This is a genomic window from Gemmatimonadota bacterium (genome assembly GCA_016712265.1).
In the GTDB taxonomy this organism is placed as follows: Bacteria; Gemmatimonadota; Gemmatimonadetes; order Gemmatimonadales; family Gemmatimonadaceae; genus RBC101.
Genome location: JADJRJ010000023.1, coordinates 1 through 4,230 on the forward strand (window position 1 = coordinate 1; position 4,230 = coordinate 4,230).

General features: G+C 65.4%; 6 protein-coding genes. 5 read left to right on the forward strand and 1 reads right to left on the reverse strand.

Annotated features, from left to right (window positions below; translation table 11 throughout):
• Positions 1-424: hypothetical protein (locus IPK85_04045; GenBank protein MBK8246559.1), on the reverse strand; the 424-nt coding region annotated here is incomplete at its 3' end.
• 37 nt (positions 425-461) lie between these two features.
• Between IPK85_04045 and IPK85_04050 the strand changes: the two genes are divergently transcribed.
• The 5 genes from IPK85_04050 to IPK85_04070 form a co-directional block, all read left to right on the forward strand.
• A complete protein-coding gene (locus IPK85_04050) occupies positions 462-728 on the forward strand; it encodes a hypothetical protein (protein ID MBK8246560.1) in 267 nt (88 codons plus the stop codon).
• Complete coding sequence (locus IPK85_04055) at positions 725-1,153, forward strand: hypothetical protein (protein MBK8246561.1); 429 nt, start codon at positions 725-727, stop codon at positions 1,151-1,153. The genes IPK85_04050 and IPK85_04055 overlap by 4 nt, the downstream gene beginning before the upstream one ends.
• A gap of 2 nt (positions 1,154-1,155) precedes the next feature.
• The gene (locus tag IPK85_04060; protein ID MBK8246562.1) at positions 1,156-3,510 is read left to right on the forward strand and encodes a hypothetical protein; all 2,355 of its coding nucleotides are present in this window, start codon (positions 1,156-1,158) and stop codon (positions 3,508-3,510) included.
• Positions 3,507-3,830, forward strand: coding sequence for a hypothetical protein (locus IPK85_04065; protein ID MBK8246563.1), 324 nt, complete (start codon positions 3,507-3,509; stop codon positions 3,828-3,830). The genes IPK85_04060 and IPK85_04065 overlap by 4 nt, the downstream gene beginning before the upstream one ends.
• Before the next feature lie 10 nt (positions 3,831-3,840).
• On the forward strand, positions 3,841-4,230 hold a 390-nt coding region (locus IPK85_04070), incomplete at its 3' end, for a hypothetical protein (protein ID MBK8246564.1).

A 4,230-nucleotide genomic window follows, 5' to 3' on the forward strand; every position in this document is an offset into this window, starting at 1 on the left:
CTGCCCGGGTCGAGCGGAACCGGCGGTCATCGACCGCGTTGTGTCGGAGTTTTGCCGAACTCGGTGGCAGGGCGGCGAGCCGTTTGATTGCCGTCTCGGGGGCCGCCTCGGTGTGGCGTTCGTCTTCTTCCAGCACCTTCCGCCAGTCGATCCCACGAGCCTCCAACTGGGCCTTGAGCCACCTGTTGTAGTCGGCCAGTGCCCGCGAGATCATCGTCTCGGACGGGGACTTGCGGTGGGTGAGCATCGAGGTCGGGTACAGGAGTTTGTGCAGCAGCAGGCACCGGCGATAGAGGGCGTAGGTCTTGCGGGTGCAGCCCACGAGGATTCGGGTGGGGTGCCCACCGTGGTTCTCCCCGTAGATGCGGCGGCTGTCCTTCCGCTTCTTCTTGAACTTCCCTCCCTCGGCACGGCGGATCGGCATAACGTACTGTAGACGATTCGTACACAATGGAGTCCGCATGGCCCGCAAGCCCAAGCCCCAAGCCGAGTCACCCGTCGCCGTTCTGGATGAGCCGGACACACGCCCCCTCCAGATCAGGGCCAACTTCGCACGCGGGGCGACCAAGGCCGAGATCGCCGAGGGCATCGTGCGGGCGATCAAGAAGCGGCGACTCATCCGTCCCAACGGCACATACGCCAACGTCGCCACCCCGATGCAGATTCTCCGTCTGTGCCACGACGCGGTGCAGGAGTTCGACCGGCTCGACAAGGAGGAAGTCCTGTGAACATCATCGCCGACATGTCGTTCTCGTCGGGCTCATCCGACCTTGCCAACTACACCCGGATTCCGCCCAAGGAGGGCCAGAGGCCCGGGCGACGGATCGGGCTGGCCCTCTTTGCCCAGACCACCGGCAACGCCACCGCCGCCGGCGTGATCGAACTGGCCCTTGCCTCTCGGACCCGCGTCTACAAGCGGGAGCAGGCGACGGTCACTCCGTTCGGAACCGCTCGCCGGGCCAACCACGGCGGGGCGTCGGGCGACTACATCATGCAACTGGCCTTCGAGGTCAGCGGCAACCACAAGATCGACGTGGCGGGCGAGGGGTACGACGACGGGCAGGACGACATTTCCTGGTACGTCGGGATGCCGACCCTCCCGACCAACGGCACCGCCCTCAAGGTGCAGGTCGCGGAGATCACCGAAATCTGACCATGCCACGGGCCGAGAAGAACAAGACGGTCGATCGGCCCACCATCGCCTACGACGACGATGGCAACCCCATCATGCCCGCGCCGCCCAAGAAGAGGGGCAGGCCCGCACTCCCGAGGGACGATGACGGGCGGATCGTCCGCGATCCCTACTTCGAGTTGCACGCCGAACTCAAGAAGGTCAAGTGCCCCCCGGCACTCAGGGAGGATGGGACTCCGAACCCGGACCACTACCGCTGGCTCGCCAAGCAGGTGGCCGACCGCGTGGTGCTGGCGGCCACGGGCAAGGCCGACCTCCCCAAGAACTTCAATCTGGTCCACGCCCAGCAGTTCCTTGAGAAGTACGCCGAGGCCAACGGCGTCGAGGCCAAGCACCTCCACGACTCCCGCTCGGACGGGGAGAAGGCGATGGACGCGGTGGGCGAACTGCTCGCCGAGACACGCAGCGTCTTTGAACTCGCCGACGCGGAGGTGCGGGCGGTTGAACGGGCGATGGACGCGATCGACTCGATGGCCCTTGAGGAAGCGTCGGCCAAGATGTCCGAGGCCCACGAGCGAGCGTTGCGGTTTCTCAGGGAGCATCCAGACGACCTAAAAGCGTGGCGGAGCCTCCTGTCGCGGGTGATGAGGCTCCGGGACAGAGCCCGCAGCAGCATCCCCAAGGGGACGCGGGCGGTTGATTCGGCGGTCGAGTCCGTCCGAACGCTCCGATTCATGGTGTACGTCGGTCGATCGAACATCGCCGAGTCAGTTGAGGCGGGTCCGGCGGCGTCCGTGTTCAAGATCGGCAAGCACCACGTCATCATGGCGATGGGCGTCTGGGAAGCCCAGCACGGCGTCGTGTGGTATCCCGACGGGCCGCGCAAGGGCGAGATCAAGTACGCCGGGGCGATCCTTGTTGCGCCGCCAGGGCACGGAAAGTCGGAGTATGCCGCACACTGGGCCGCCGAGGAATACTGCACCAACCAGCACCACCAGTTCATCTTCGGGCACGCCAAGGAAGAGAAGGCGACCGACATGCTCAAGTACGTCCGGGCGTGCTTTGAGCCCGGGCATCCGCAGGGTCGCAGGCGGGCCGCCCTGTACCCCGACATCACGCTCAAGCGGAAGGGCAACCAGGGGGGCGAGATTCACTTCGACACTGGCGTCAAGACGAAGCAGGCGTCCGGCGTCGCCTACGGGATCAAGGCCGCAATCTCAGGCTCGGACGCCTCTCGCATCCTCTTTGACGACTGCGTGGACCAGAAGGAAGTGGATCAGGTCACGGAACGCGACCGCACCTTCGCCCGCATGAACGCGACGTGGATGGCACGGCTTCGCGGCAACGACACCTTCCACCTCACCGTCACGACCCTCTGGCACCCAGACGACGCGAACGTCCGCAGAATCGAACTGGCCCGGCGCGGGGAAATCCGGCTCAAGGTGGTCATCCAGGCGTGCGGGGGGCCGGATACAAGCCCGCCCTTCAAACCACTGTGGCCCGAGATGTACGGCTCGGACTACCTCCGCCAGACGTACAAGGCGTGGCGGAACCCGTCCCTCTACTCCGCCGCGTACATGGCTGATCCAAGGTCCGAGTCGGCCCGGATCATCAAGGCGATCAAGTTCTACGACCCCGATTCGCCCATGCACGACCAGTTCATGCGGCACCCGAGGCGGTACATCAGCGTCGATCCGGCGGCCACCAACAACGAGAAGAACGACCGGGCGGGCATCCTGCTCGGGGCGGTCGGGGAACTCCGCGTCATTTCCCCGGACAACCGCAGCATCCGCAAACTCACCGTCCTCCGCATCCTGAACGCCACCGAGATTCACGTCAACCCGATCGAACTGGCGGACAAGGTGGGGTTGTTCGTGACCCAGTGCAACCGCCGCATCGACGGGGTGATGATCGAGACCAAGACCGCGTTCCATGCCGTCGCCGACTATCTGGGGGCTCAGTGGGATGTCAAGACCATCCGGCTCGACCCCGGGATCAAGTCCAAACTCCAGCGGCTCAAGGCGTGCGCCAACCTGATCGACCACTCGGGCGCGGCCAACGGGTTCGAGGCGATCGTCGAGTTCCCCGGCAAGGTCGATGACATGGGCGTTCTCGGCCCCGACCCGAAGTTCCAGTGGTTCTACGACCAGGTGCTCAAGTTCGGCATCGTCCCCGACGACCACGCCCTCGACGCCCTGACCCAGATGGTGAACTACCTCAGCGACGACCTCACCCCGGGCAATGGGTGGAGGACGAACCAAATCCCGGGCCGGGTCCGGGTGCTGGGTCCGCTTGAGCAGGAAGTGTTCCAGTCCAGCGAGCGATCGGCCTACGCACAGGACGACGACGTTCGCTTCTTCTCGGGAGCCTTGGCATGACGCTGATGGTGGGGGTTGCGATCGGGACTCTCTGCACGCTTCTGGCCGTGGGAATCTCCGCGTGGCTGCTTTCCAAGTGGCACGCCGGGACCGTCGGCGTGATGCTCAAGGCCTTGCGGGTCCAGGGCGTCGAGTGGCAGCGTTTGTGCAGGCAGAACCTCACCAACACCCCGGAACTGGAATCCCAGCGACGCGACGACGAGGCCGAAGCCATCGCAGCCGCCAACCCGCCGGGCACGCCCACGCGGAAGCCCGCACCCGAACAGCCGGGCACGTTCACCCCATTCGACGTGAGCCAGCACACCGACTCTCTGCTCTAAGGAGCCCACCATGCGCTTCAAGAACCCGACCGACGCGCTCCAGTGGGTGCGTGACTGCCGCCAGACCGCCGCCCCGGTCAGGAACGAACTCGCCCGCAAGGTGGCGATGGGGTTCTGCTACTACGAAGGCATCCACTGGGTTCAGGAAGAGTCCACGTCCATGCGGAACGGCGTCCGCACGCTGGAGACAAACTACTCCCCGGACACCAATCAGGTCCGCGTGACCGCGAATCAGGTGTCCTACCGCATCCAGAAGGTCGCCGCCTCGACCTACCCCGACCGAATCTCGGTGGATGCCGAGCCCCCGGATCGGGACTTCTCGGCCTCGACGATCATGCTCGCCAAGGCGTGCCAGGACTCTGTGAACGCGGCGATCGCCGAGAGCGGGTACGTCAACGCC